Annotated in this window: 23 protein-coding genes and 1 pseudogene; 18 read left to right on the forward strand and 6 right to left on the reverse strand. The window is 62.6% G+C overall.

All coding sequences use genetic code 11. The features are described 5' to 3' along the window. Positions 1-47: 47 nt before the first annotated feature. Positions 48-920, forward strand: a complete 873-nt coding sequence (locus tag DRB87_RS10320; RefSeq protein ID WP_130025829.1) for a LysR family transcriptional regulator — start codon at positions 48-50, stop codon at positions 918-920. 193 nt (positions 921-1,113) lie between these two features. Here the strand turns inward: DRB87_RS10320 and DRB87_RS10325 are convergent, their stop codons facing one another. After that, entirely contained in the window at positions 1,114-1,818 is a 705-nt protein-coding gene (locus DRB87_RS10325) for an SDR family oxidoreductase (RefSeq protein WP_130025830.1), read from the reverse strand. A gap of 375 nt (positions 1,819-2,193) precedes the next feature. On the opposite strand from DRB87_RS10325, the gene DRB87_RS10330 reads away from it, so the two are divergent. The 14 genes from DRB87_RS10330 (at position 2,194) to DRB87_RS10395 (ending at position 15,643) form a co-directional block, all read left to right on the forward strand. Continuing rightward, positions 2,194-2,808: an LON peptidase substrate-binding domain-containing protein gene (locus DRB87_RS10330; RefSeq protein ID WP_165385276.1), complete on the forward strand. Its 615-nt coding sequence runs from the start codon at positions 2,194-2,196 to the stop codon at positions 2,806-2,808. A gap of 148 nt (positions 2,809-2,956) precedes the next feature. Continuing rightward, entirely contained in the window at positions 2,957-3,826 is an 870-nt protein-coding gene (locus DRB87_RS10335; RefSeq protein WP_130025832.1) for a hypothetical protein, read from the forward strand. Between the two features lie 2 nt (positions 3,827-3,828). Further along, complete coding sequence (locus DRB87_RS10340) at positions 3,829-4,500, forward strand: GntR family transcriptional regulator (RefSeq protein WP_240756246.1); 672 nt, start codon at positions 3,829-3,831, stop codon at positions 4,498-4,500. Between the two features lie 186 nt (positions 4,501-4,686). Beyond that, the gene (dkgB, locus tag DRB87_RS10345; protein ID WP_130025833.1) at positions 4,687-5,490 is read left to right on the forward strand and encodes a 2,5-didehydrogluconate reductase DkgB; all 804 of its coding nucleotides are present in this window, start codon (positions 4,687-4,689) and stop codon (positions 5,488-5,490) included. Positions 5,491-5,667: 177 nt separating this feature from the next. Next, a complete protein-coding gene (gene tadA, locus DRB87_RS10350; protein ID WP_130025834.1) occupies positions 5,668-6,213 on the forward strand; it encodes a tRNA adenosine(34) deaminase TadA in 546 nt (181 codons plus the stop codon). Continuing rightward, positions 6,210-7,142: a muramoyltetrapeptide carboxypeptidase gene (gene ldcA, locus DRB87_RS10355; RefSeq protein WP_130025835.1), complete on the forward strand. Its 933-nt coding sequence runs from the start codon at positions 6,210-6,212 to the stop codon at positions 7,140-7,142. Before tadA ends, ldcA begins: the two co-directional genes overlap by 4 nt. Positions 7,143-7,509: 367 nt before the next feature. After that, positions 7,510-8,454, forward strand: a complete 945-nt coding sequence (gene puuE / locus DRB87_RS10360; protein WP_130025836.1) for an allantoinase PuuE — start codon at positions 7,510-7,512, stop codon at positions 8,452-8,454. 146 nt (positions 8,455-8,600) lie between these two features. Continuing rightward, positions 8,601-9,122, forward strand: a complete 522-nt coding sequence (uraD, locus tag DRB87_RS10365; RefSeq protein WP_370363962.1) for a 2-oxo-4-hydroxy-4-carboxy-5-ureidoimidazoline decarboxylase — start codon at positions 8,601-8,603, stop codon at positions 9,120-9,122. A 101-nt stretch (positions 9,123-9,223) separates the two neighbouring features. After that, positions 9,224-10,246, forward strand: a complete 1,023-nt coding sequence (gene alc, locus DRB87_RS10370; protein WP_130025837.1) for an allantoicase — start codon at positions 9,224-9,226, stop codon at positions 10,244-10,246. 79 nt (positions 10,247-10,325) lie between these two features. Then, entirely contained in the window at positions 10,326-10,859 is a 534-nt protein-coding gene (locus tag DRB87_RS10375) for an ureidoglycolate lyase (RefSeq protein WP_130025838.1), read from the forward strand. Positions 10,860-11,468: 609 nt separating this feature from the next. After that, positions 11,469-12,893, forward strand: a complete 1,425-nt coding sequence (locus DRB87_RS10380) for a circularly permuted type 2 ATP-grasp protein (protein WP_174966625.1) — start codon at positions 11,469-11,471, stop codon at positions 12,891-12,893. Positions 12,894-12,938: 45 nt separating this feature from the next. Beyond that, positions 12,939-13,937, forward strand: coding sequence for an alpha-E domain-containing protein (locus DRB87_RS10385; protein WP_130025839.1), 999 nt, complete (start codon positions 12,939-12,941; stop codon positions 13,935-13,937). Positions 13,938-13,941: 4 nt separating this feature from the next. Further along, positions 13,942-14,748, forward strand: a complete 807-nt coding sequence (locus tag DRB87_RS10390) for a transglutaminase family protein (RefSeq protein ID WP_130025840.1) — start codon at positions 13,942-13,944, stop codon at positions 14,746-14,748. A 49-nt stretch (positions 14,749-14,797) separates the two neighbouring features. Continuing rightward, on the forward strand, positions 14,798-15,643 hold the full coding sequence (locus DRB87_RS10395) for a proteasome-type protease (protein WP_130025841.1): 846 nt from the start codon (positions 14,798-14,800) through the stop codon (positions 15,641-15,643). Positions 15,644-15,726: 83 nt separating this feature from the next. Here the strand turns inward: DRB87_RS10395 and DRB87_RS10400 are convergent, their stop codons facing one another. The 3 genes from DRB87_RS10400 to uraH form a co-directional block, all read right to left on the reverse strand. Further along, a complete protein-coding gene (locus tag DRB87_RS10400) occupies positions 15,727-17,106 on the reverse strand; it encodes an MATE family efflux transporter (RefSeq protein ID WP_130025842.1) in 1,380 nt (459 codons plus the stop codon). Positions 17,107-17,666: 560 nt separating this feature from the next. Beyond that, entirely contained in the window at positions 17,667-18,872 is a 1,206-nt protein-coding gene (locus DRB87_RS10405; RefSeq protein WP_130025843.1) for a urate hydroxylase PuuD, read from the reverse strand. Between the two features lie 42 nt (positions 18,873-18,914). Further along, the gene (gene uraH, locus DRB87_RS10410) at positions 18,915-19,265 is read right to left on the reverse strand and encodes a hydroxyisourate hydrolase (protein WP_017234290.1); all 351 of its coding nucleotides are present in this window, start codon (positions 19,263-19,265) and stop codon (positions 18,915-18,917) included. A 442-nt stretch (positions 19,266-19,707) separates the two neighbouring features. On the opposite strand from uraH, the gene DRB87_RS10415 reads away from it, so the two are divergent. Together DRB87_RS10415 and DRB87_RS10420 are read left to right on the forward strand one after the other, a co-directional pair. Further along, the gene (locus DRB87_RS10415; protein ID WP_305037082.1) at positions 19,708-21,069 is read left to right on the forward strand and encodes a nucleobase:cation symporter-2 family protein; all 1,362 of its coding nucleotides are present in this window, start codon (positions 19,708-19,710) and stop codon (positions 21,067-21,069) included. Then, positions 21,069-22,427, forward strand: a complete 1,359-nt coding sequence (locus tag DRB87_RS10420; protein ID WP_130025845.1) for an 8-oxoguanine deaminase — start codon at positions 21,069-21,071, stop codon at positions 22,425-22,427. Before DRB87_RS10415 ends, DRB87_RS10420 begins: the two co-directional genes overlap by 1 nt. Positions 22,428-22,646: 219 nt before the next feature. On the opposite strand, the gene DRB87_RS10425 is transcribed toward DRB87_RS10420, so the two are convergent. Both DRB87_RS10425 and DRB87_RS10430 read right to left on the reverse strand, forming a co-directional pair. Beyond that, positions 22,647-23,585 (reverse strand): LysR substrate-binding domain-containing protein, encoded by a 939-nt coding sequence (locus tag DRB87_RS10425; protein WP_130025846.1) that lies wholly within the window; start codon positions 23,583-23,585, stop codon positions 22,647-22,649. A 148-nt stretch (positions 23,586-23,733) separates the two neighbouring features. Then, positions 23,734-24,261, reverse strand: coding sequence for a cupin domain-containing protein (locus tag DRB87_RS10430; protein ID WP_206100086.1), 528 nt, complete (start codon positions 24,259-24,261; stop codon positions 23,734-23,736). A 408-nt stretch (positions 24,262-24,669) separates the two neighbouring features. Between DRB87_RS10430 and DRB87_RS10435 the strand changes: the two are divergent. Further along, a pseudogene (locus DRB87_RS10435) lies at positions 24,670-26,264 on the forward strand (ABC-F family ATPase). Positions 26,265-26,339 lie beyond the last annotated feature (75 nt).

A 26,339-nucleotide genomic window follows, 5' to 3' on the forward strand; every position in this document is an offset into this window, starting at 1 on the left:
ATGAATTCGCGGTCGACGGGATCTCGACACGACCTGCGAGGAAACCCGTGAGCAACCTGCGATTCATGCGCACTTTCATAGCGGTGGCGCGGTACGGCTCGTTCGCTTCGGCGGCCGAACGTCTGGCGATGACGCAGTCGGCGGTGAGCATGCAAATGCGCGCGCTGGAAGAGGAGTTCGGTCACGCAATATTCGATCGGGTGGGGCGTTCGATTGCACTCAACGCCATGGGCCGGGCGTTGCTGCCGCACGCGCAGTTGTTGCTGGCGCAATACCAGAACATGCGCATATTGGCGTCCGGCATCGAGTCCCCCGTCGGCCCTGTCGCGATTGGTGCGATCGAGTCAGCGGTGAGCGCGTTGGCGCCCGCCGTGCTGCAGATCAAGCAGGCGCGCCCGGGCCTGGAGGTCTCGATCGTGACCGCGCGCTCGATGGAACTGACGGCCCAGCTCGACGCCGGTGATATTGACTGCGCGGTGCTGGTCGAGCCGCCGGGGCGTCGGCCCGCGGGGGTGCGCTGGACGCCCTTGTATCGAGAGCCTTTGGTGATGCTTGCGCCTTCCGGGATGAAGCAGGCGTTGAGCGCGCGGCTGCTGGCGACGGAACCCTTCCTGCGATTCGACCACACACAACGCACGGGGGCGCTGATCGATCGCGCTTTGCGGCGTCAGCGCATCAAGGTCAACGAATTCCTGGAGTTGAGTTCGATTGAGGGCATTGTGGGGCTGGTGCGCCAGGGACTCGGCGTCACCGTCGTGCCAATGCTGCGCAACGCCACATGGGCGCAAGAAGACACCTTGCGCGTCGTCGCGCTGCCCGACGTGACCGAGCAACGTAGCATTGGTCTTCTGGCGCGTGTGCGCGACGACAAGACCGGCATTACGAGCGTCATCGCGCAGCAGGTCCTGGCACAGGCTTGAGTTTGCGGGCAGCCACGAGTGGCGTTCTCAAGCAAGCTCCAGACGGAGGGGCGTCCATCGGAATGTCAGCCTGACGATCGTGGCCGTGCCTGTATCGATAGTTCCCGAGGGATAGAGCCGCTCCAATCTTTTGCGCGATGGGGGAGGGAGGCAGCCATACCGATTTGATCCGGTGAAGGCAGGCGCGCGACGCTCACACCGAGCGCGTCAGTCCGCCATCAACGCGAATGTTCTGTCCGGTGATGTACCCACCGCCTTCCGACGCGAGGAACGCCACGGTCGCGGCGATCTCTTCCGCCGTGCCGTAACGCTGCATCGGCACGCTCTCACGGCGCGTCTCCTGCTGCGGCAGGCTGTCGATCCATCCCGGCAACACATTGTTCATCCGCACGTTGTCCTTCGCGTACTTGTCTGCAAACAGCTTCGTGAACGATGCCAGACCGGCGCGAAACACCGCGGAAGTCGGAAACATCTCGCTCGGCTCGAACGCCCACGCCGTCGAGATGTTGATGATCGCGCCCGCGCCTTGCTTCTGCATGACCGGCGTCACCAGCCGCGTCGGGCGTATCACGTTCATCAGATAGGTGTCCATGCCGCGGTGCCAGTCGTCGTCCGAAATCTCCAGAATCGGCGCGCGCGGTCCGTGACCGGCGCTGTTGACCAGCACATCGATACGTCCCCAGCGTTCGACGGCCAACGCGACCAGCGTCGCCAGCGCCTCGTTCGATTGATTCGACCCCGTCACGCCCACGCCACCCAGCGCCGTGGCCAGGGCCTCGCCCTTGCCCGACGACGACAGGATGCCGACTTTGAAGCCATCTGCCGCGAGACGCCGCGCCGCGGCAGCGCCCATGCCACTGCCGCCCGCCGTAATCAACGCCACTTTTTCCACTGTCATACCTAACCTCCAGAGACGCCGGCATGCCCACAACGGCAGCCCGCATTACGATTCGCGTCTGAAAGCGTAACATCTCGGCGCATCCCCGATGACACACCGGCTCGCTACCAGGGAACCCGGTGTTACGTGGGCGGCCATCGCTCAGAAAAACCGCGCCTCGGGGCGGCATTGGGCGTGAGGCGGGTCGAGCGACATCCGGCCGAGATGGCCGTCATAGGGGCCGGCCCGCTTGTCGAACCGTTGTTTGATGAGGCGCCGGCCGCGGGGGATTGCGACAAACGGTCATCGCGTTGCGTCGCTTGCGGGCGGGTAGGCGCTATGCGCCGTCGCACGACAATGGCGCATACCGCGAGTGACTTCGTGTCATCATATGGCATGGTCCAGATCCCACTCTTCCCGCTTGGCAACGCCCTGTTTCCTGCTGGGGTGTTGCATCTGCGCATCTTCGAGGTGCGCTATCTCGACATGATCAAGCGATGTCTCGCCGAGGGCACCGAATTCGGTGTGGTCGTCCTGCGCAAGGGCAGCGAGGTACGCTTGCCCGACGGCGTCGAGGAGCCCGCCATGATCGGCACGATGGCGCGCATCGACGACTGGCGCGCGACCATGCCGTCGCTGCTTGAGCTCGTGTGCCGTGGCACGACCAAGTTTCGGCTCGCGTCCGTCGAGCAGGGGAAGTACGGTCTCTGGACGGGCGAAGCGCAAATGCTGCCGGACGATGTCGACATCGCCATCCCGGACAACTTGCAGATCAGTGCCGACACACTGGGCAAGCTGATCGCCGGCTTGCAGCGCGACCCGGCACGCGCGGCAAAATTGCCGCTCGCACCGCCGTATCGTCTGGATGAGTGCGGGTGGGTCGCGGATCGATGGGCCGAGCTGTTGCCGCTGCCGCCGCACGAGAAAGAGGCCCTGCTGGGCATCATCGATCCGGCGGCGCGTCTGTCGCGCATTCAGGCGTTCCTGACCGATCACGGCGTGCTGTCCTGAACGCCAACCCGGGCAGGGTCCGGGCGCTCGTTTCGTCAAAGCCGGCCACACAGGCGATAATGCCGCTTGCAACGACTTTCCATGCCGACGTTCCGCGCCGTGCCGCAGCCAGCGGTACCGGGGGGCGGCGGCATCGTCACAGAAATCCATGACAGTCCAGATCAACGAAGAACTCAAGGCATACATCGATCCGCTCACGCCTGATGAATATGCGGCGCTCGAACAGAGCCTGCTGGTCGAGGGATGTCGCGACGCCCTTGTACTGTGGGGCGACGTGCTGGTCGACGGCCACAATCGCTACGCGATTTGCCGCAAGCACGACATCGAATTCCGTACGGTGCAGAACCTGTCGTTCAAATCCATGGACGATGTGCGCCTGTGGATGATCGACAATCATCTGGGCCGGCGCAGCGTGTCCGATTACCAGCGCGGCGTGCTGGCGTTGCGCAAGAAGACAATTCTCGAAGCCCGCACCGGTAGCGACAGTCCGACGAAAGCCGAGGCGCCGCCGGCCGCTTCGGCGAGCGATGCGGCCGAGGCAACGGGGGCCAATGCGTCGATCCCCGCGCATACGATGGCGCTCACGCGCGCGGCGTTGGCGCGTGCGGCGCGATTGTCGAGCAATACGCTGGGGCAGATCGAGCAGATCCACACGGCGGCGGCGCCGGAGTTGGTGGATGCCGTCAAGCGTGGGGAGGTGTCGATCAACGCGGCAGCGGCCGTCTCGACCTTGCCGCAGGCGGCACAGGTGGCCGCGGTGGTCGCTGGCAAGCAGGAGTTGCGTGAGCTGGCGCGTCAGGTGCGTGAGGCGCGTCCGGTCAAGCCACGCAAGAGGAAGGACGATGAGATCGCTGACGAAGACGACGGCACGCCGCCGTGGGACACCACTGCGGAGCCGACCGACGAACTCACGCGTCTGTCAAAGGAACTCAAAGCCATGACCGCCGAGCGCGATGCGCTCAAGAAGCGGGTGGCCCATCTGACCATTGCGCTGGCGGAGGCGCGAGCGGGCAAGTAAGTATGCGAACACCCAGATCCCAAGCCCTTCATGAGGCCATCCGCGACACGCTGCGAGACGAAATCTTGCGCGGCGTGCTCCCGGGTGGGTATCAACTGCGTCAGGAAGCCCTTGCCGAGCGCTTCAACGCAAGCCGGGTGCCGGTGCGCGAAGCGTTGCGGCAATTGGAAGCGGAGGGGTTGGTTACCCACCATCTGAACCGTGGCGCGACCGTAACGAGCATGAACCTCGAGCTATTGTGCGAGTTGCTCGACATTCGTGTCGCGCTCGAATGCCATGCCGCGAAGCTTGCCGTGCCCAACATGGCGGAGCGTGACTTCCAGGGGATGGAACAGATCCTGGCGGACTATTCGGCGTCCGAAGCCGTCTCGGAATGGGCCGAATACAACCGGCGCTTCCATCTTGCGCTGTCGGCGCCCGCCAACAACCGCCGTTTGCGGATGCTCGTCGAAGCCTACTGCCTGAACACCGACCGCTACTCGCATCTGGCGATGTCCCAGGCGACCGGCAAAGAGAACCCGCAGCACGATCACTACGAAATTCTCGCAGCGTGCCGGCGTCGCGACGTGGTGGCGGTCGTGTCCCTGCTCGAGGCGCATATCCTCGCCACCCGTAACGAAATCAAGGCGATGGCGCGCGAAGACGCCAGCTTCCTCCCGCAGGCTGCCGTCTGAGTCGCCACGGTCGATCGCAGCGGTCGACGCCCCGATTCGCGCTTATTTGTGAATTCAGTGCACGAATCTTGTTCGTCTGCGGGGGCTTCTTGAGTGCGCGCGAATCCGGGACACTGTGCGCTTCCGTCGCGCCGTTCAACGGGCGTTGATTTCCCTGGCGCGACGCATCTCACAGGAGTTGCACTCATGAGTCTTCCCGCCTTTGGCCTCGGCACGTTCCGTTTGAAGGGCCAAACCGTCGTCGATACCGTTACCCAGGCGCTCGCGCTGGGATACCGCGCGATCGACACCGCGCAGATCTACGAGAACGAAGCCGACATCGGGCGCGCAATGGCGGCATCGGGCGTCAAGCGTGACGCGTTGCATCTGACCACCAAGATCTGGGTCGACAACTTTTCCCGTGACAAGTTGATTCCGAGCCTGAAGGACAGTCTCTTGAAGCTCGGCACCGACCGGGTCGATCTCACGCTGATTCACTGGCCGTCGCCGGCCAACACAGTGCCGATGGCGGAATACCTTGGCGCGTTGCGCGAAGCCCGCGAGCAGGGCTTGACCTGTGCCGTCGGCGTGTCCAATTTCACCGTTGCGCTACTGCAGCAGGCCATTGACATGGTGGGGCCTGGCGAGCTGGCGACCTTGCAGATCGAGCTGAGTCCATACCTGCAGAACCGCAAACTGGCGGAATTTGCGCGGTCGCAGGGCGTTCACGTCACGTCATACATGACGCTGGCGTACGGAAAAGTCTTGAACGATCCGGTGCTCGTGAAAATTGCCGAGGCGCACGAGGCGACCACGGCGCAAGTCGCGCTGGCGTGGGCGATGCAGCAGGGATACGCCGTCATTCCATCGTCCACCAAGCGCGAGAATCTGGCGAGCAACATGAAGGCGTGCGACCTGAGGCTAAGCAATGACGACATGGCACGGATCGCCACGCTCGATCGCAACGAGCGTCAGGCCAATCCGGCGTCGCTCGCGCCGGCTTGGGACTGAAATACGCGCGAGTCGGGGGATTGCGGGTGCGGCGGGGGATTGCGGAGCACGCGCTCGATGTGTGACGGTGGCGGGGCGTGTGCGAGAATAGCGCATTGCCGATAGCGGCCAATTGCGCTGTGCGGGGCGCGTCCGAAACGGGGCGGGCGACGCGCGGCGGCTTTTCGTCAACGTTTCATGAATCGAGATTTACCCGCCACCGACGAGACCTACATGGGCCTGGCGCTGCAGCAGGCCCGCGCCGCGATGGTGCAGGGCGAGGTACCGGTCGGCGCCGTCGTCGTTTGCGACGGACAGGTGATTGCCGTCGGACACAACTGTCCGGTCGGCGGCCATGACCCGTCGGCTCATGCCGAAATGCAGGCGCTGCGCGCGGCGGCACAGGCGTTGGGCAACTATCGCCTGCCGGACTGCGAGCTGTACGTGACGCTCGAGCCGTGCGTCATGTGTGCGGGTGCGATCATGCATGCGCGCGTGAAGCGCGTCGTGTATGGGGCGGCGGATCCCAAGACCGGGGCGTGCGGCAGCGTGGTCGACCTGTTCGCGGAACCTCGGCTCAATCATCATGCCGAAGTGCTCGGCGGGGTCATGCGCGACGAGTGCGTCGACATTCTCCAGACCTTCTTCAGTGAACGACGTGCCGCTGCGAAGGCGCGTCGCTCGTCGGCGGCCGCCGAGGCGGTGGGCGAGACCCCAACCCCAACACCGGGATCCCTCAATTGACGCAGACCAGGCTTCTCGAACTGATTGCCCCGTCGGGCTACGCGCCCGACCCCGACGTCGCCTCGCGCGGCATCGCGACATTGGAGCGACTCGGCTACACCGTCAGCAATCGCGAGGCGCTTGCGCGTCGGTACTTGCGCTTTGCGGGAACCGATGCCGAGCGCGTTGCCGAAATCAACCAGTTGGCGGGGCGTGACCATCCCGTGCCCGAGATCGTGCTCGCGGTGCGCGGCGGATACGGCGCCGTGCATCTGCTCGACCAGCTCGACTACGACGGCCTGCATCGCCGGTTATCGGGAGCACCGGTCGCCATCATCGGTCATAGCGACTTCACGGCCGTGCAGTTGGCACTGTTGGCGCAGGCCCATCTCACCACGTTTGCGGGGCCGATGTTGCTGGCGGACTTCGGGGCCGAACCGCTGAGCGATTTCACCCTGACGCAATTCCAGTCCGTATTGCGTTCGCCGAGTCATGTGGCCGAGTGGCAGGGCGATGGGGCGAGCGGCGATATCGACGTATCGGGCACCTTGTGGGGCGGGAACCTGGCGATGGTCTGCAGTCTGATCGGTACCCGGTACCTGCCGCAGATCGAGGGGGGCGTGTTGTTCGTCGAGGATGTCAACGAGCCGCCGTATCGGGTTGAGCGGATGCTGTACCAGTTGCATCAGTCCGGCATTCTGGCGCGTCAACATGCGTTGGTGCTTGGGGATTTCTCACAGTACCGAGTGACCGAATACGACAACGGATACGACATGCCGGCGATGATTGAGAGCGTGCGTAAAGCGATCGGCATTCCGATCGTGACCGATATGCCGTTTGGTCATTGCCCCGACAAACTGACCTTGCCGGTGGGCGGACAGGCCAGACTGCAGACATCCGGGGCGCAGGTCACGCTGACGCTTACGGGATATCCCTGTCTGTATGCGTAATTTCCAAGCGAGCGCCGACTGAGCGTTCGGTAAAGCGGCATAGTGGCAAGCGAAAGCACGCCGGGTCGATACAACGGCCCGGCGTGCTTTTTTGTTGTTGCGTAGATTGATGCGTATTGGGTGAAGATGTAGGATTTTTTATGCTATTTGAGGGTATTTTTGGCGGATTTGTCGCAGGCTGAAATCCGTGGGCGGGGAGGGCGCCGAATGAGCCTGGGCGAAGGAGTACGCGTGAAAGGGCGGGGTCGTGCGGGGGCGACTATACGTTTAAGCACAGCCTGAATATCCGAATCTGGCTATGTTTCCGCGGGATGGATTTGGCTACACTGCTTCGATCGTTTCGCCATTCCCCGAATGCCAGGACACCATGGCCAACCACATTGCAAGTTCCAGCGACTATCCGCGCGACCTCATCGGTTATGGCCGTCACGTACCGTTTGCCGACTGGCCGGGGCGTGCGCGCATTGCCGTTCAGTTCGTTCTGAATTACGAAGAAGGCGGCGAGAATTGTGTATTGCACGGTGATCGCGCGTCCGAGCAATTCCTGTCCGAGATCATTGGCGCGGCGGCGTACGAAGCGCGTCACATGAGCATGGAGTCCATTTACGAATATGGGTCGCGGGCGGGCGTGTGGCGCATCTTGCGCGAATTCGAGCGCCGCGGGCTGCCGTTGACTGTGTTTGGCGTGGCGATGGCCATGCAGCGCCATCCCGAGGTGACAGCCGCTTTTCAGGAATTGGGGCATGAGATCGCGTGTCACGGGTGGCGCTGGATTCACTACCAGAGCATGGACGAGGCGACTGAGCGTGAGCACATGCGCATTGCCATCGACATCTTCAAGGAAATGACGGGGAGCGCACCGCTGGGTTGGTACACCGGTCGTGACAGCCCGAATACGAGGCGTCTGGTGGTCGAGCAGGGCGGGTTCGTGTACGACTCCGACAACTATGGCGACGACCTGCCGTTCTGGACACAGGTGCGGACCGGGACGGGGGACGTCAAGCCTCACCTTGTCGTGCCTTACACCCTTGATTCCAACGACATGCGCTTCGCGGCACCGCAGGGCTTCAATACGGCGGATCACTTTTTCCATTATCTGCGCGATGCCTTTGACGTCTTGTATGCGGAAGGGGACGAGGCGCCGAAGATGTTGTCGGTGGGCATGCATTGCCGCTTGCTGGGTCGCCCAGGGCGAATTGCCGCGTTGCAGCGATTCCTCGATCACATTGAGAAACATGATCGTGTGTGGGTGTGTCGTCGAATTGACGTGGCACGTCACTGGCAGGCCCGCCATCCGTACGTGGCGGCGTGAGCGAGCAGATTTGGGTGAGGCGGCTACGTCGGGAACCGGCGTGGTCACTGGTAGAAATTTGAATCCGACAGGCGTCACTGGGCTGTGCGAAAAGCATGGCGGGGCGCCACCTTTGTTCTCCGGGAGAGCAGTGAATGAACGCCCCGTTGTCTATGACCCAACGTACCGTTGCCGAACTGTCGGCGTTGCCCCGTGCCGAGTTCGTTGCGGCGCTCGACGGCATCTTCGAGCATTCGCCTTGGGTGGCCGAAGCGGCTTGGGACGACCGTCCGTTTGCCACCGTCGAGGCGTTGCAGGACGCCCTGTGCCAGGCCGTCATCGATGCTGGCGAAGGCCCTCAGCTCGACCTCATCCGTGCTCACCCGGAATTGGCGGGCAAAGCGGCCGTACGAGGCGAACTGACGGCCGAGTCCACGCGTGAGCAGGCAGGAGCGGGGCTGGACCAGTGCAGTGCCGGCGAATTTGCGCGACTGACCGAACTCAACGATGCGTACAAAGCCAAGTTCGGGTTCCCGTACATCCTGGCGGTGCGTGGGCATACGCGTGCCAGCATCATCGAAAACTTCGCGGCGCGCGTTGCAAACAGCCGGGCGGACGAGATCGAAGAATGCTTGCGACAGATCTTCCGTATCGCCGGATTCCGTCTGCAGGATCTGGTTCGCGACTGAACCGTAAGGAGACCGGGCGGATAGTGTCGGCCCGAGCGGTTCCCGTGCGTTGCAACCCGATTCGCCCCGTTTCAGACATTACCCAGCACCAAGGAGTTGGCATGGCCCTCGCCCCGCAAGACCCGAACGCACCGGAATTTGTGCGCCGTTACGTGAACTTGGCTGATCCGCGCCTGGGTGCGCAGGCGTTGGAGGCCAGCGACGAATTCTTCGCCGCCAAGGAGCGCATGCTCAATCCAGAGCCGGCCGTGTTCATCCCGGGCAAATACGACGACAACGGCAAGTGGATGGATGGTTGGGAGACACGTCGCAAGCGTGTGAACGGCTACGACTGGTGCGTGGTCAAGCTGGCGCGACCGGGCGTGTTGTTTGGCGTTGACCTCGACACCAGCCACTTCACCGGCAACTTTCCGCCGGCCGCGTCGCTCGAGGGTTGCCACAGCCCGGACGGCGCCCCGGGCGAGTCGGCCGAGTGGTTCGAATTGCTGGCGTCGACCAGCTTGCAGGGCAATGCGCACCACTACCATGCGATCACGCAGTCGCGTGCGGTGACCCATGTGCGAGTGAACCTGTACCCCGATGGTGGTCTGGCGCGTTTGCGCGTGTATGGCTTGCCGCAGAGCGATTGGGCGCGACGCTCGCGTGACGAGTTGATCGACCTGATCGCGATGGAGAATGGCGGTTACGTCGTGGCGGCGAACAACCAGCATTTCGGCATGGCGTCGAACCTGTTGATGCCGGGCCGAGGGGTGAACATGGGGGATGGGTGGGAGACGCGTCGACGTCGTGAGCCGGGTAACGACTGGGCGATCATTGCGCTGGCGCAGCCGGGCGAGATTGCCAAGATCGAAGTGGACACGGCGCACTTCAAGGGCAACTTCCCGGACCGTTGTTCCATTCAGGCGGCGTATGTGACGGGTGGCACCGAGCAGTCCTTGATTACGCAGTCGATGTTCTGGCCAGAGCTGTTGCCGGAGCAGAAATTAGCGATGGACAAGCAATTCGGCTTTGAGGAGCAGGTACAGAAGCTGGGGGCGATCACGCACATTCGCTTCAACATCATTCCGGACGGGGGTGTATCGCGTTTGCGGTTGTGGGGCCGGTTGAGCGAAAAGAAAGCGTAAGCGTGAATGAATCCCTCTCGCGCCCGGCAGGGCGTGCGAGAGGGGGGGAAATGAAAAAAGGGAAAAAAAGGAGAGTGACATGGCGGGAGCGGCGTTGAAGATCGAGCGATTGACGCGAGAGGCGTTTGCGCCGTTTGGCGATGTGATTGAGTTGTCGGGAGCGAAGCATTTCGGGATCAATGGCGGGACGACGGAGCGGTTTCACGATTTGGCGACGGTAGATTTGGGGCCGGAGGGCGGCCGCACCTTAGTCAATGTGTTTCGTGGCCAGCCGAGGCAGTTGCCGTATGAAGTGACGATGTTGGAGCGGCATCCGTTGGGGAGTCAGGCGTTCATTCCGTTGAAGACGACGCCGTACTTGGTGGTGGTAGCGCCGGCGGGCGAATTGGATGTGAGTCAGATGAGGGCGTTTGTTTCGGAGGGGTGGCAGGGGGTGAACTATGCGCGTGGCGTGTGGCATCACCCGTTGTTGGCGTTGGATGAGGTGAGCGACTTCGTGGTGGTGGATCGGGGTGGAGAGGGTCACAACTGTGACGAGCAGGATTTGCCGGGCACGTATGTGTTGACGCGAGCGGCGTTGGAGGCGGTGCGTTCAGCAAGAAAGGCTGCATAAGCAGAGCGGTAGCGAAAGACAGGTGCGGGACAGCGAAGACGCCGGGGAGAGCCCGGCGTTTTGCATATGGGGGGGATGAAAAAGCGAGGGAGGGAGGAGAGCGAGAGGAGGCGCTAGGAGGCGCTAGGAGGAGATAGAAGGAGGTAGGAGGAGAAGAGGGACAGGAGAGGTGTGGGCGACGACGCGGCCGTCCTGCGGCAGATGCGGAGCACGCGCGGGGCGGGTGCGGCGTCGCGATGGCGATGGAGACGGGCGGTGTCGACGGGACTGGGGCGGTGTGGGGGGAGGCGAGGGAAGCGGGCGGTGTCGGTGGGGGGACTGGGGGCGTGGAGGGGGGACGGACCGGGGCCCCTTTCTGCAGCGAGTTGGGTTTATGTTTGAGAGGCGGAAAGGGGCCCCGGTCCGTCTAGGGGAGCGGTGTTGAGGCCCCGGTCCGTCTAGGGGAGTGGTGTTGAGGCTCCGGTCCGTCTAGGGGAGTGGTGTTGAGTTCAAATCACCAGCGTGGTGCGAAATGATGGGTGTGTTGCACGGAATTCGTGCGAAAGGGTAAAAAAGCGGCACGGGCATGAATATTGCACGATCTCGGCACAGCAATTTGCGGAGAAGCAAATGGTCGAGAGCTACAACGAGATGGCGAGCATCACGGGTGCGACGCGGGCGCATTACCGGCGGTTTGACGATTGGCTCAAATGCCAGTCCGAGGATGTCTTGCACCACAAGCGGGCTGAGGCCGACTTGGCGTTCCGGCGAGTGGGGATCACATTTGCTGTTTATGGCAATGAGGCGGGCACAGAGCGCTTGATCCCATTTGATTTGATCCCAAGAATTGTTCCTGCTCACGAATGGCAGACCTTGCAGGCGGGTTTGCGCCAGCGCGTCGACGCGTTGAACCGGTTCGTTCATGACGTCTACCATGAGCAGGACATCTTGCGTGCCGGGGTCATTCCGGCGGAGCAGGTATTACAGAACGCGCAGTATCGTCCCGAGATGCAGGGGGTGAACGTGCCGGGCGACATCTATGCACATATCGCGGGTGTGGATGTGGTGCGTGCGGGCGCGGGCGACGACGGGGTTTTCTACGTGCTGGAGGACAATCTCCGAGTGCCGTCCGGCGTGTCGTACATGCTGGAAAACCGCAAAATGATGATGCGGTTATTCCCTGAACTGTTCGCGAGAAACCGGATTGCGCCGGTCGAGCATTATCCGGACCTTTTGCTCGACAGTCTGCGCGCCGTGGCGCCGGTGGGGGTCGACGATCCCACCGTCGTCGTCATGACCCCGGGCATCTACAACTCCGCGTACTTCGAGCATGCCTTTCTGGCGCAACAGATGGGTATCGAGTTGGTCGAGGGGCAAGACCTGTTCGTCGAGGACAACCTCGTCTACATGCGAACCACCAATGGTGCGAAGCGCGTCGACGTCATCTATCGCAGAATCGACGACGACTTTCTCGATCCGTTGGCCTTCCGCGCCGACTCCACCTTGGGCGTGCCTGGTTTGCTCAGCGTCTACCGGGCGGGGCGTGTCACCTTGGCCAATGCCATCGGCGCCGGCGTTGCCGACGACAAATCCATCTACCCGTTCGTGCCGGACATGATCGAGTTTTACCTGGGTGAGAAGCCCATTCTCAACAACGTTCCGACCTACCAATGTCGTCGAGCGGACGATCTCGCCTACACCCTCGACAACCTTGGCGAACTCGTCGTCAAAGAAGTGCATGGTGCCGGAGGCTACGGCATGCTCGTGGGCCCTGCGGCCACCCGAGCCGAAATCGAGGCATTCCGGCAACGGCTCATCGCCAAACCCGACGGCTACATCGCCCAACCTACGCTCGCACTGTCCGCATGCCCCACCTTCGTCGAGGCCGGCATTGCACCGCGACACATCGATCTGCGTCCCTTCGTGCTCTCCTCCGGCAAGGGCGTCACCATGGTGCCGGGCGGACTCACCCGCGTTGCGCTTACCGAAGGCTCACTCGTCGTCAATTCCTCCCAGGGCGGGGGGACAAAAGACACCTGGGTGCTCGAAAAATAAGCCACGTTCGCCGGAAACGACAAAAAATCCTATCGGGAAGCCATCATGCTCAGCCGTACCGCCGATCACCTGTTCTGGATGGCTCGCTACATGGAGCGGGCCGAAAACACCGCACGCCTGCTCGACGTCAACTTGCAGAACCTGCTGCTCCCGCAAGATGCCATCGATGACGACGACGATGCCGACGGCGCCCGTGCGCACGCCGGCACCTTCAACGACGAGGCTGGCTGGCGCGCCACCTTGCGCATCTCCGAACTCGAGCCCGCGTTCAATCGCAAACATGGGCGTGCCACGCGTGCCAATGTCCTCGACTTCGTCGTACGTGACCGCGATAACCCGTCGAGCATCGCTTGTTGTCTCGAGGCGGCACGCGAAAACGCGCGCGCCGTGCGGGGTACGCTTACCACCGAACTATGGGAAACCGTCAACAGCACCTGGCTCGATTTTCCGCGCATGCTCGACCTGCTCGAGCGCGACCCGGCCCAACTTTTCGAATGGGTCAAAGTGCGCTCGCACCTCTCGCGCGGCGTCAGCTTCGGCACCTTGTTCCAGGATGATGCCTTCTACTTTACTCGGCTGGGCCTATTCCTCGAACGCGCCGACAACACCGCGCGAATTCTCGACGTCCGCTTCCACGAAGCCGTGCGCACCGACCGGGCGGGCCCCGACGCCTCCCATCCCACCGACTTCTACTACTGGTCCGCCGTGCTGCGCAGCGTGTCCGGCTTCGAGATCTACCGCAAAGTGTACCGAGACGTGATTACCCCAGAGCGCGTCGTCGAACTGCTCATGCTCAACGCGCACATGCCACGCTCCTTGCTTGCCTCGCTCAGCGGCGTATGCGAAAACCTCGCCACCCTGTCCAATGCCCAGTCCGGGGATGTAGAACGCTACGCGGGAAAATTGCAAGCCGAACTCAAATACACCGACATCCAGCAGATCCACCAACAAGGCCTACATCCCGTCCTGACCGCGTTCCTTGAGCGCGTCTCCGTGCTCGGCAACAAGATCAGCCAGACCTTCCTGATCCCGCTCGCCGCCTGATGCCATGCGCCTGACCATCCGCCACGAGACGACCTACCGCTACGACACGCCGGTGCGTTACACCATCCAGCAGCTTCGGCTCACGCCTGCGGCGTCCGAAGTCCAGCGTATCGCGCACTGGCGGCTGAGCGCGCCCGGCAAACTCACGCCCGCGCGCGACGCGTTCGGGAACGACATGCATACCCTGGTGCTTCATCAGCCGCACAGCGAAATCCGCCTCATGGCCGAAGGCGAGATCGACACCACACCGCTCATCGATGGACGGCTCGGCGAGACGACCCACGCCGTACCGGTGTTATCCTTCGCGAGCCCGACGCCGCTCACCGCGCGCAGCGACGCCATCGACGCACTTGCCGCCGTCGCCGGTCTCGGCTCGCCGGGCGACCTGTTGGCGCTCGCCGCCACCATCTGCGAACATGTCGACTACGCATCCGGCATCACCGCCGTGACCAGCACCGCGGCTCAGGCACTGGCGCTTGGGCGAGGTGTCTGTCAGGATCACGCCCACCTGATGCTCGCCGTATGCCGAGCGCGAGGCGTGCCCGCGCGATACGTCAGCGGATATCTTGATCCCGGCGACGTACCGCATGCGGCCAGCCACGCATGGGTCGACGTATGGGTCGATGGGGAGGGATGGGTCAGCGTCGACGTCACGCACGCCTGTTTCGCCAGCGGCAACTATTGCCGATTGGCCGTCGGACGCGACTATGAGTCTGCCGCGCCCGTCAGAGGCATGCGCAGCGGCGGTGCGACAGAAGCGCTGCACGTATCGGTCAAAGTCGATACCGTGCCGCGCGTCCAACAACAATAGCTTTCCGCGTGCCCGGGCAGCGTGCCGGGCACGGCAAGACAGGAACGACATGACGTATTGCGTGGCCATGAAGCTCGATGCCGGGCTCGTCTTTCTCTCCGATACCCGAACCAATGCGGGCGTCGATCACGTAAGCACCTTTCGCAAGATGCTCGTGTTCGAGCGTGCGGACGAGCGCGTGCTCGTACTGCTCTCGGCCGGTAACCTCGCGCTCACCCAGGCCGTGCGCCAACAACTGGTCGAAGCGCGCGACACCGAAACGCTATGGAACGCCAAAAGCATGACCGACGTCGCGCGCGTTGTCGGCCAGGCAATTCGAGACGTCCACACACGCGATGCCAAGGCGCTCGAAGCCTTCGGTGTCGACTTCAATTGCAGCTTTCTGCTCGGCGGCCAAATCGCCGGTGCGCCGAGCCGCCTTTATCAACTGTACTCCGCCGGTAACTTTATCGAAGCGTCGTCGGTCAACCCATACTTCCAGATCGGCGAGTCCAAATACGGCAAGCCCATCATCGATCGGCTCGTCACGCCCGCGACCTCGCTCGACGACGGCGCCAAGTGCGCACTGATTTCCATGGATTCCACGCTTCGCTCCAACGTCTCCGTGGGGCTGCCGCTCGATCTTCTCGTGTATGAAGAAAACAGCCTGCGTGTGACGCGGTTCGCGTCGCTCGACGACGAAAACGTCTACTACAAGATGATCCACGAATCGTGGGGGGCGCGCCTGCGCCAAGTGTTCGACGAACTGCCCGAACCGCAGTGGGCTGCCAGCGAAGTTAGCGTGCCGGCATCGCTGCCGCCACGCGCCGCGCCTCCCGAAGGCGCGCCGGGCGCGGACGACGCGTCCAGCGTGCAGTCGCTCGCGCAATCGTTCTCGCTAAAGATGCCGAGCTGAGCCGTCGCGGCATGACCATAAAAAACGGCGTGACCGCGAAGTCACGCCGTTTTGCCGGGTAGGGTAGCCAAGGGGGCAGGGCCTCAGCGAGACGCTGCGCGCGCCAACAGCGCGTCGCCCCGGTCACTGCGCCAATATAGCCATACGCTGATGGCAAGCGTCAGCACTTCAGTGATCAACAGCGTGTACCAGATCGCCGCGCCACCGAACCCAACATTGAGCAGCCAAAGAATGCCGAGCAGCAACACCCAGCTTCGCAGCATGGCAATGGCCGCCGACGGTCCCGGTGACTCCACGGCCGTCAGAAAGCCCGCCACGATCAAATTGCCGGCTGCCGGCAGAAACGCCAGCGCATACCAAAGCACCGCGTGCTCGAGAATCGACCATGCCTGAACGCCTGCCGGCAAGAACAGGAATGTCAGCGGGCGAGCGAGTGTAGCCATGGCGACAGCCACCAGCACCGAGAACCCCGTCACCGCCATGACGCCGAGCCGGAACGACTCGCGCAATGCGTTCAGATCGCGCGCGCCACGGTAGAAGCTGATCATCGGCTGCATGCTCTGCACGAGCGCGACCATCGTCACCGTGGCACCGAGCGTCATGTATTCCAGAATCGCGTAGGCGGCCAGCCCGGGCTCGCCAAAGTTCCACAGAATGACGCGATTGAACGCGAACACAGTCACCGCCGGGGCGATCGCCCCCAGAAACTCCGAGGCACCGTTGTACATCACACGCCAGATATGGACTTCGGTGTCTGCGAAAGCCCGCCATGCAGGCACGACCTTCTTGGCCAGCACGAAGTGATAGGCGAGCATCACGCTGCTGGAGACCATCATCGACAAGCCGGTGGCGAGCGACGCCCCGTACATGCCCATCTCCTTCACCACGATGAACCAATAGTCCAGCGCCACATTGGCGAGCGCGCCAAGAAACATCGCGTACAGTCCGAATCGCGCCGCCGGCGCGCCTTCCACGCGCAGGAACAGCTCCATCGCGTAAAGACCGTTCGCGAAAAGCACGAACCAGCCCCAGCCCGACAGAAAGCCCACCACGTGTTGTGTAATTTCGCCGTGTGCGCCGAGCGCAGCGGCGATTTCGTGACGGAAGTACAGCACCCCGGCGCTCATCGCGATACTGAAGGCGAGCATCACCCAGAGCACCTGCGAGAATGCGCGACGCGCCTGTGCGTCGCGTCCCTCTCCCAACAAGCGGGCGATGAGCGTGGCGCCGCCCACACCGATCATGACACTGAACGCATACGGGACATACAGCAACGGGACGACGAGATTGAGCGCTGCCAACGCCTGTTCGCCGACATATCGACCGATGAATATTCCGTCGATCAACGTGTAGACCGTGTATACCCAGCCGGAAAGAATGGTGGGAATCGCGAGCGACGTAAATTGTTTGAGCAGCGGCGTCCTTGTGCCCTGCGTGGATTGATGGAGCGTGGAATGAGACATGGTCCCCCCGATGACACATCGCCGCGTCGTGTCGGGACGCAGCTCACCGTGGCTTGCACATCGATACTTCGAGATGGGAGATCGACCGGGCACGCGCAAGCGATGGCGCACCCGTCCCGCCCACAACATCACGCGCAGCGGTGGCGCGCAGACGTCGTCAGGCAGTCAGATCGGACGGCGGAAACATTGCCTGGTGCAGATGCACCCAGACAACGCCTTGCCGGGAAGCGGAGAAAAGCAGGAAATTCATGATGTCTGATTCGTGATGCGCCTGCCGCTGTCGGCATCGCACCCGTAGTTTGACGTGATGGGAAGGTTGAGCGGATGCCGCCTTCGCAAATACGTCACGCCCGGACTGCCGGACGCGTACTACAGACCCGCGTACCCGTACCGAAGTTCCCAAGTGATTGTTTTGTCGGGGAACAGTCGAAAACGTCCACGTCTCTTTCACCGCTTACAACGCCGTGCCGTGCATCAGCGCAACGCAACGCGATGACGTAAAAAAAAAGGGGCGCCGAAGCGCCCCAACATGGGTCCAGCAAGAAAGACGTTCGTGAAGGTTACTGCTGCGCGCCGCCGTTGAACCACGCGGCAATCTTCTGGCGTTCGTCGTCGGTCATCTGGGTCACGTTGCCCAAGGGCATCGCCTTGAGCGCCACCGCCTGCTGATAGATCCGCTGGGCGTTTTGCGAAATCTCGGCCGGCGTATCGAACATCACCCCTGCCGGTGCGCTGCCCATCATCGTCGGCTTGGCCGAGTGACACGTCGCGCAGCGTTGCGTCAGGATCGGCTGGATTTCCGAGAGCTTCACGCTCGACGCCACCGCTTCGCCATGCGCGCCTGCGGCGGGCGTCGGGGCGGGGCGCGGTGCGGCGAACACGGCAACCCCGGCGAGCAGGGCCGCGCCAGCGACCGGCAGCACGTACAGATTCTTCCCCGCGTGACGCAGCACGAAGAACTGACGAATCATCGCGCCCGCGGCCATGATGATCGAAAGAATCACCCAATTGTGCGGATTGCTATAGGTGAACGCGTAGTGGTTGCTGATCATGATGAACACAACCGGCAACGTGAAATACGTGTTGTGAACCGAGCGCTGCTTGCCCAGCTTGCCCCAGATCGGGTTCGGCACCTCGCCCTTCGAGAGCGCATCGACGCTCTTGCGCTGTCCCGGGATGATCCAGAAGAACACGTTTGCCGACATCGACGTCGCCATCATGGCGCCGACAATCAGGAAGGCCGCGCGCCCGGCAAAAATATGCGTCGTGGCATACGTCGCGGCGACCACGAACAGCGCAACCGCAATGCCCAGCACCCGTTCGTTCTTGCCCAGCAGGCGGCACAGGAAATCGTAGACAAACCAGCCGCCAATCAGAAACGCCACCGCAAGACCCACCGCCTGACCCGGCTGCAGATCCATCACGGTCTTGTCGATGAGATACGTCTGCGGCTGCAGCAGGTACAGTGCACAGAACAGGCCAAAGCCCGAGAGCCACGTCGTATACGACTTCCACTTCGACCAGTGCAGGTCTTCCGGCATTTGCGGAGGCGAGTTCAGGTACTTTTGCGCGTGGTAGAAGCCGCCCCCGTGCACCGACCACATCTCGCCGAACACACCCTTTTGCTTGTCGTCGGCAGCCTTCGGCGGCTTCAGACCATTGTCCAGCATCACGAAATAGAACGACTCGCCAATCCAGGCAATGGCCGCTATCACATGCAGCCAGCGCAACAACAGATTGACCCAGTCGGTAATAAACGCTTCCATCTTATGTTCTCCTCAACTGCCTGACGTTCACGCTCACGCTTATCAACTACCGCGATACGTGGAAAAGCTCCACGGCGACACCAGAAGGGGCACGTGGTAATGCTGGGAAGGCTCGGCCACGCCGAAACGCAGCACAACGCGATCCACGAAGCGCGGCGACGGGACGTCCACGCCCTGGGCGGCGAAGTAGTCACCTGCATGGAACACGAGTTCATATTCGCCCGCGACGAATTCCTCGCCTTCGAGCAGCGGCTTGTCGCAACGGCCGTCGTGATTCGTCTGCACGTCGCGCAGCGAGCGGCGCTCGCCGTCCACACGCCATAGCTCGACACGGATGCCCGCGCCTGGCTTGCCGTGCGATGTATCAAGTACGTGGGTAGTCAGTCGTCCCATGATGTCTCCTGTAATGGATGGGTGCATTGTAGGGAGATGGCGGCCTGGCAACGGGCGCAATACCAAAGATAAAAACGCGCACATACCACGCCACGCCGGACAAATACGTGACAGGCATTCCTGCGTTATGCCGACGTGCTCAGCGTACCCCGCGCGCCCTGCGATGGGGATTTTTGGGAGCACTATTTGTTTCGTTTATCCGCTGTATAACGCCATTCATATGATGTGTGTCCGCGACCGGATGCGCATCGCCCGGAAAGCCCAATGGCGACGTACCTGCCTCGGGAAAACCCGAGCGGCAAGATAAGCATTCAGGCATACGTTCCATGAAAAAAACACTATAGCCTCCGACGGTCTTGTCGCAAAAGGCGTCGACCTGCACCATTGAGTCACCCAAAAATAGCAATCAAACAGCCCCCCTTGGGACGGAGACGCAATGAGTGTGACAACCAACACCGTGGATCCGGTCGACGAGCGACTGCCGATCGGAAAACTGTTCATGCTGGGCCTGCAGCACGTGCTCGTGATGTATGCGGGGGCGGTCGCCGTGCCGCTCATCATCGGCGGCGCCCTTGGCTTGCCCAAGGACCAGATCGCTTTTCTCATTTCCGCCGACCTGATGTGCTGCGGCATTGCCACGCTGATCCAGAGCGTGGGCGTGGGTCGTTTCGGCATTCGCATGCCGGTCGTCATGGCCGTCACGTTCGCCGCGGTCGGTCCAATGCTCGCGATCGGCACCAATCCATCGCTCGGGTTGCCCGGCATTTTCGGGGCGACCATCGCCGCCGGTATCATCGGTACGCTGCTCGCGCCGGCCGTTGGCAAGCTGCTGCGCTTCTTTCCGCCCATTGTCACGGGCATTGTCATCACGTCGATCGGCCTGACCATCATCGGCGTGGGGATCAATTGGGCGGCGGGCGGGGTGGGCAATCCCGATTACGGCGACCCGGTCTACCTGGGAGTGTCCTTCGCGGTACTCGTCTTCATCTTGTTGATCACGCGCTTCGTGAAGGGCTTCTTCTCGAACATTGCCGTGCTGCTCGGTATTCTGTTCGGCTTCGCCATTGCGTTGATGCTTCACAAAGTCAATTTCGACGGCCTCGATCAGGTGAAGTGGTTCGACGTCGTGCTGCCGTTCCACTTCGGCATGCCGGTGTTCGATCCGTGGGCGATTGTGACGCTCACCATCGTGATGCTGATCACGTTCATCGAATCGACGGGCATGTTCCTGGCGCTTGGCGAGATCGTGGGCAAGCCGGTCGACGAGAAGGCGCTGGTGGCCGGTCTGCGTGTCGACGGCTTGGCCACCGTGATCGGCGGCCTGTTCAATACGTTCCCGCATACCTCCTTTTCGCAAAATATCGGCCTCGTGGGCGTGACGGGGGTGAAAAGTCGCTGGGTGTGCGTGGCGGCGGGCGCCATCCTGCTCGTGTTCGGCTTCATTCCGAAGATGTCGGTGGTTGTGGCCTCGATTCCGCAATTCGTGCTGGGCGGCGCCGGCGTGGTCATGTTTGGCATGGTGCTCGCCACGGGCATCAAAATTCTGTCCAAGGTCGACTACTCGCACAACCGCTATAACCTGTACATTGTCGCCATCAGCATCGGCATGGCGATGATTCCGGTGGCGTCGAACAAGTTCTTCTCGAAGATGCCGGAACAACTCGCGCCGTTGCTCCACAGCGGGATTCTGCTGGCCACGCTCTCGGCGGTGATTCTGAACGCCTACTTCAATGGCTTCAAAGCGCCGGCCGCCAATGGCCACGGCGAGCAGAACGGGTCAGCGATGGGACTGGAGGCGCATTGATGAAAACGCTGCTCGTCACGAATGCCGACGTGCTGGTCACCATGGATGCGGGCCGCCGCGAAATTGCCCGAGGCGGCCTGTACATCGAGGACAATCGGATCGTGGCCGTCGGCACCCGCGATACGCTGCCGGACACGGCCGACGAAGTGCTCGATCTGACCGGGCACGTCGTCATCCCCGGCCTGGTCAACACGCATCACCACATGTACCAGAGCCTCACGCGCGCCATTCCGGCGGCGCAGGACGGCGAACTGTTCAACTGGCTGACGAACCTGTATCCGGTGTGGGCGAACCTCACGCCGGAGATGATCCGCGTTTCGACCCAGACGGCGATGGCCGAGTTGCTGCTCTCGGGCTGCACCACGTCGAGCGACCACCTGTACATCTACCCGAACGGCTGCAAGCTCGACCACAGCATCGAAGCGGCCGCCGAGATCGGCATGCGCTTTCATGCCAGCCGTGGCAGCATGAGCGTCGGGCAGAGTCAGGGCGGGCTGCCGCCCGATCGTGTCGTGGAGCGCGAAGACGACATTCTCACCGACACGCAACGCCTCATCGAAACGTATCACGACGCAGGTCGCTACGCGATGCTGCGCGTGGTCGTGGCGCCGTGCTCGCCGTTTTCCGTGAGTCGTGACCTGATGCGCGAGTCGGCGAAGATGGCGCGTCACTACGGCGTGTCGATGCATACCCATCTGGCGGAGAACGTGAACGATATCGCCTACAGCCGCGAGATGTTCGGCATGACGCCGGCCGAATACGCGCAGGATCTGGGCTGGGTCGGCCACGATGTCTGGCATGCCCACTGCGTGCAACTCGACGACGCGGGCATCGCGCTGTTCGCCAAGACTGGCACCGGCGTGGCGCATTGCCCGTGTTCGAACATGCGGCTCGCATCGGGCATCGCCCCGATTCGACGCATGCGCGACGCGGGCGTGCCCGTTGGGCTGGGGGTGGACGGATCGGCGTCGAACGATGCGGCCAACATGATCGGCGAGGCGCGCCAGGCATTGCTGCTACAACGCGTGGGCTTCGGCCCGAGCGCGATGACCGCGCGCGAGGCCCTGGAGATCGCCACGGTGGGGGGCGCGCGCGTGCTGGGGCGAGACGACATCGGCGTGCTCGCGCCCGGCATGGCGGCGGACTTCGTGGCGTTCGACACACGTGGCATCGGCATGGCGGGTGGCCTGCACGATCCGGTCGCGGCGCTGGTTTTCTGTAATCCGGGACACGCTGCCTATAGCGTGGTGAACGGGCGGGTGGTGGTGCGCGAAGGGCGTCTGGCGACGCTCGACCTGCCGTCGCTCGTCACGCGTCACAACGCGCTGGCGCAGCAACTGGCCGAGGCATCCCGATAAGGCCCTGTCGCGCCGGCCGCCCCTACATGGTGTGCGGCTGGGCACGGCAACAGGCCGGCGGGACGTCGGGGGTGGTGTGCCTGTACGTCGGGCATGCTGCCGTGCGGTTCGGCGGAGCGGTGGGGGCCGCTCCGCCGGTAAAAACCGCGCGGGAATCCCTAGGCGAATCGATGGCGCAGTCAAGCGCAGGTAACTGCAGGTGACGACGGCGGCGACGGCTTAGGTCTGGGGGCGCATCTCAAGTAAAGTCCGCGTGGCGTCGGAAATGACGCTGCGTAGCCAGCGCACCTCATCCGAATAGTGTGTGCGTTCGTGCCACAACTGGTAATACTGCATCGGCGGGAAGTCGATGGGCGCTTCGAGCACGGTGAGCGGCAGGAACTCCGCGTAATAGTCGGCAAACAGGCGCGTCGTGGTGAAGATCAGATCGGATTTGAGCAGAACGTAAGGCGCCAGATTGAAATACGGAATCGTCACGACCACATTACGCTTCAGGCGCTCGCGCGCCAGGTGCATATCGATGGCGCCGCGTTGCGCAACGGAATAGGGCGTGGGCGCGAGATGCGGGCTGGCGAGATACTGGTCGAGCGTGAGGCCGCGTTTGGCGTAGGGGTGCGTATTGCGCACCAGGCAGACGATCTGATCGACGAACAAGTTCGAGAGGTGAAGCTGCTCCGGCGGCTCGGGCCAGTTGCCGATCACGATGTCGACCTTGCCATCTTCGAGGGCGTGCTCATAGTCGAAGGCGGGCCCCAGCGAATGCAGTTCGAGATGAGCGTTGGGCGCCTGCTGGCGAAAGCGTTCGACGACTGTCGGTACGAATAGCGTATTCAGATAGTCGGGCGAGCCGATGCGGAACGTGCGAACCGTCGTCGCCGGATCGAAATTCGATTGCTGAACCGTGATGCGCTCAATCTCGCGCAAAGCGTTCTGTGTCGGCTCCAGCAGCGATTGACCGTACTCCGTGGGCACCATGCCCGATTTGCCGCGCACCAGCAGCGGATCGCCGGTGATGTCGCGCAACCGCCGCAGCGCCGCGCTGATCGCCGGCTGCGACTGGTTCAGCTTGACGGCCGCGCGCGTCACGCTGCGCTCGATCAACAAGGTATGAAGGACGCGCAGCAAATAGGTGTCAATCGGTTCGCGGTTCTGGCTCATAAGGAATATAACAATCCGAATATGTCGGACTGTGAATTGCATAAGGAAATCATTATGAAGCACAAGTCGCACACGCTTCTATAGCGGAAAGCCCCTACCGGCGACCGTAGCGCCTGTCGTTCGCGAGGCGACAGGCGCTGCAACAATGTTAATCGCGGGCTGGCTGCACTGTCGGATCCCACGCGAGTTTGCCCGCGTCGGGGGCGGCGACCGACAGCGGCTGCCGTGCCGAGCCCGCGTAAAACACCAGCAGTTCGGCGCCGGCATCGCCCGTCCGTCCCCGATGCGGCACATCGACCAGTTCCATGATTGTCTGCCCGGCGGTAAACGAACGTTGTGTGCCGTTATCGGCGCGCTCGACGGTCAACTGGCCCGAAGTAACGTAGCCAATGGCGGGCATGGGGTGGAGGTGCCAGTCCAGCCGGGTGTTCGGGGCAATGGAGATGCGCACGAGCGTGGGTTCAGGAACGCCGCTCGGGTAGGCCGTGTAGCCGGTCTGGTCCCATGAGGACGAGGTTTTGACGAGGATTTCGGTGCTCACGCCGGAGGGGCGGGCCTCGGCACCGGCCGGCGCCGAGGCCGTCAACAGCGGGGCGGCGCTCAGCAAGGCAAGGAGCGCGCGGTAGCGGGCGAGCATGGCGCGTGAGGCGGTCATCGACAAGCGGATAGCGGTCATGGCTGGAATGAGAGTGTGGATGAGGGCGATGGAATCGCCGGAGCGAGCCCCAAAAAGCACGAGGAAAGATCGAGGAAAGGGCAGAAAAAGGAAAAAGGCCGGGCGCTCCGGCGTGTTTGGCCGCGTCGGTCGGCGCGTTGCGGGCCGCTAGTGCCCAACCTGCGCAGACTTAAGCGCATTCATACGCGCAGGCACAGGCGCGGACATACGCACCGCCATACGCACCGATTGACGTGGCTTCGGGCAGCGTAAGACAGTCGATGCCATGTCGGCCCCTGCGCACGTCACATTTCGGATGCTTCACAACCGCTGGGGGCGGCCCGGGGCGCATGACATGCATCGGTGTTAAAATGTCAGGTTTCGTGGCGCAATTTCGTGCCGCCGCACCTCATCTCCCGGATACCACCTGTGCTGTCTACTGCCAATATCACGATGCAATTCGGCGCGAAGCCGCTCTTCGAGAACATCTCCGTCAAGTTCGGCGGGGGCAACCGCTACGGCCTGATCGGCGCCAACGGTTGCGGCAAATCGACTTTCATGAAGATCCTTGGCGGCGATCTGGAGCCGAGCGGGGGCAACGTCATGCTCGAGCCGAACGTTCGCCTGGGCAAGCTCAAGCAGGACCAGTTCGCGTATGAAGACATGCGCGTGCTCGATGTCGTGATGATGGGGCACACCGAGATGTGGGCGGCCATGAGCGAGCGCGACGCCATCTACGCCAATCCGGAGGCGACGGACGACGACTACATGCACGCGGCCGAGCTCGAGGCGAAGTTCGCCGAGTACGACGGTTACACGGCCGAAGCGCGTGCCGGCGAATTGCTGCTCGGCGTGGGCATTCCGACGGACCAGCATCAGGGGCCGATGAGCAACGTCGCGCCGGGCTGGAAGCTGCGGGTGCTGCTCGCGCAGGCGCTGTTCTCGAATCCGGACGTGCTGCTGCTCGACGAACCGACCAACAACCTGGACATCAACACGATCCGTTGGCTGGAAGACGTGCTCAACGAGCGCAACTCCACCATGATCATCATCTCGCACGATCGCCACTTCCTGAATGCCGTGTGTACGCACATGGCGGATATGGACTACGGCACGCTGAAGATCTACCCGGGCAACTACGACGACTACATGCTTGCGTCGGCGCAGGCCCGCGAGCGTCAGATGGCAGCGAACACCAAGGCCAAGGAACGTATTACCGATCTGCAGGACTTTGTGCGCCGTTTCTCGGCGAACAAGTCGAAGGCACGTCAGGCGACGAGCCGCCTCAAGCAGATCGACAAGATCAAGGTTGAAGACCTCAAGCCGTCGTCGCGTCAGAATCCGTTCATCCGTTTCGAATTCGAGAAGAAGTTGCACAACCTTGCGTTCGAATTCGAGGGCATTTCGAAGTCGTACGATCGTCAGATCTTCAAGAACGTCTCGGGCGCCGTGCGCGCTGGCGAACGGGTGGCGATCATCGGCGAGAACGGCGCCGGCAAGACCACGCTGCTTCGCAGCCTGATGGCGGCGTTGCCGGTCGACGCGGGCAATGTGAAGTGGGCGGAGAACGCGAACATCGGTTACATGCCGCAAGACACGTCGGAAGCGTTTCCGCAAGACCTGACGCTCACCGACTGGATGACGCAGTGGGGCAAGGAAGGCGACGACGACCAGGTGATTCGTGGCTCGCTCGGCCGTCTGCTCTTCGGTGGAGACGATGTGCGCAAATCGGTGCGTGTGCTCTCCGGGGCGAGAAGGGCCGCATGATCTGGGGCAAGCTGATGCTGGGCCGTCACAATGTGCTGATGATGGACGAGCCCACCAACCACATGGACATGGAGTCGATCGAGTCGCTGCAGATCGCGCTCGACAAGTATCCGGGCACGCTGGTCTTCGTCTCGCATGACCGTGAATTCGTGTCGGGCCTGGCAACGCGTGTCATCGAAGTGAAGAACGACGGTACGCTCATCGATTACCAAGGCACGTACGACGAGTATCTGGCGAGCCAGGGCGTGGAAGTCTGAGTCGCGTTCGGTCTCCGTCGTTCAAACGAAAGAACCCGCTTCGGCGGGTTTTTTCATTGGTGCTGCGGCGTTCCC

Source organism: Pandoraea sp. XY-2, from assembly GCF_004193915.1.
In the GTDB taxonomy this organism is placed as follows: Bacteria; Pseudomonadota; Gammaproteobacteria; order Burkholderiales; family Burkholderiaceae; genus Pandoraea; species Pandoraea cepalis.

Excerpts from the sequence above, each read along its gene's own strand:
- uraH (WP_017234290.1), bottom strand. The coding sequence starts at position 19,265 with ATGGGACGACTGACTACCCACGTACTTGATACATCGCACGGCAAGCCA.
- dkgB (WP_130025833.1), top strand. The coding sequence starts at position 4,687 with ATGAGTCTTCCCGCCTTTGGCCTCGGCACGTTCCGTTTGAAGGGCCAA.
- tadA (WP_130025834.1), top strand. The coding sequence starts at position 5,668 with ATGAATCGAGATTTACCCGCCACCGACGAGACCTACATGGGCCTGGCG.
- DRB87_RS10405 (WP_130025843.1), bottom strand. The coding sequence starts at position 18,872 with ATGGAAGCGTTTATTACCGACTGGGTCAATCTGTTGTTGCGCTGGCTG.
- DRB87_RS10340 (WP_240756246.1), top strand. The coding sequence starts at position 3,829 with ATGCGAACACCCAGATCCCAAGCCCTTCATGAGGCCATCCGCGACACG.
- DRB87_RS10375 (WP_130025838.1), top strand. The coding sequence starts at position 10,326 with ATGGCGGGAGCGGCGTTGAAGATCGAGCGATTGACGCGAGAGGCGTTT.
- DRB87_RS10425 (WP_130025846.1), bottom strand. The coding sequence starts at position 23,585 with ATGAGCCAGAACCGCGAACCGATTGACACCTATTTGCTGCGCGTCCTT.
- alc (WP_130025837.1), top strand. The coding sequence starts at position 9,224 with ATGGCCCTCGCCCCGCAAGACCCGAACGCACCGGAATTTGTGCGCCGT.
- DRB87_RS10335 (WP_130025832.1), top strand. The coding sequence starts at position 2,957 with ATGACAGTCCAGATCAACGAAGAACTCAAGGCATACATCGATCCGCTC.
- DRB87_RS10385 (WP_130025839.1), top strand. The coding sequence starts at position 12,939 with ATGCTCAGCCGTACCGCCGATCACCTGTTCTGGATGGCTCGCTACATG.
- DRB87_RS10430 (WP_206100086.1), bottom strand. The coding sequence starts at position 24,261 with ATGACCGCTATCCGCTTGTCGATGACCGCCTCACGCGCCATGCTCGCC.
- DRB87_RS10400 (WP_130025842.1), bottom strand. The coding sequence starts at position 17,106 with ATGTCTCATTCCACGCTCCATCAATCCACGCAGGGCACAAGGACGCCG.
- DRB87_RS10395 (WP_130025841.1), top strand. The coding sequence starts at position 14,798 with ATGACGTATTGCGTGGCCATGAAGCTCGATGCCGGGCTCGTCTTTCTC.
- DRB87_RS10390 (WP_130025840.1), top strand. The coding sequence starts at position 13,942 with ATGCGCCTGACCATCCGCCACGAGACGACCTACCGCTACGACACGCCG.
- DRB87_RS10380 (WP_174966625.1), top strand. The coding sequence starts at position 11,469 with ATGGTCGAGAGCTACAACGAGATGGCGAGCATCACGGGTGCGACGCGG.
- puuE (WP_130025836.1), top strand. The coding sequence starts at position 7,510 with ATGGCCAACCACATTGCAAGTTCCAGCGACTATCCGCGCGACCTCATC.
- DRB87_RS10420 (WP_130025845.1), top strand. The coding sequence starts at position 21,069 with ATGAAAACGCTGCTCGTCACGAATGCCGACGTGCTGGTCACCATGGAT.
- DRB87_RS10330 (WP_165385276.1), top strand. The coding sequence starts at position 2,194 with ATGGTCCAGATCCCACTCTTCCCGCTTGGCAACGCCCTGTTTCCTGCT.
- DRB87_RS10325 (WP_130025830.1), bottom strand. The coding sequence starts at position 1,818 with ATGACAGTGGAAAAAGTGGCGTTGATTACGGCGGGCGGCAGTGGCATG.